Source organism: Brevibacillus sp. MCWH (assembly GCF_013096935.1).
GTDB classification, from domain to species: domain Bacteria; phylum Bacillota; class Bacilli; order Brevibacillales; family Brevibacillaceae; genus Brevibacillus; species Brevibacillus aydinogluensis.
In genome coordinates this window covers 1-422 of sequence record NZ_SDLF01000197.1, presented here as the reverse complement: position 1 = coordinate 422, position 422 = coordinate 1, and the positions used below count along the sequence as shown (strand labels likewise).

The following is a 422-nucleotide window of genomic DNA, read 5'->3' as shown; positions in this document are numbered from 1 at the left end:
TTATTAGGGTTACTCCCCCCGTCTTTTATTTCAATCTCTAAATTTAGTGAAGGAATAAAAAAATCAGGGATGTAAAATTTCTCTTCTCCTTCATAAATATAATAGTAAGTGTGAGGAGAAGGTGACATAATATCAGAAGAGTCGAAATTCATGAAAACGTCTAAAAACTTTAGAAAATCTAATTCATATGACCCTGTATAAGGAACTTCTTTACCATCGCTCCAAACATATTTACCAGAAATTGATCTGTTTGCTAACATTTTTTTCTGTTGTTCAGGGTCATTTAGTAAGTGAACTCTTCCATATTTTCCAATCATTCTTTTTTTAAACTCTTCTCTGTACAATTCTTTACATTTAGGGTTTTCACAAAATCTTTTATACTTGCTCGTTGACTCATTCCATTCAGTAGGCTTCTTACAGAC

1 protein-coding gene is annotated in these 422 nt (G+C 31.8%); it reads right to left on the bottom strand.

Annotated features, from left to right (window positions below; translation table 11 throughout):
• On the bottom strand, positions 1-344 hold a 344-nt coding region (locus tag ETC00_RS20055; protein ID WP_483296501.1), incomplete at its 3' end, for a DUF7487 domain-containing protein.
• Between the last annotated feature and the right edge of the window lie 78 nt (positions 345-422).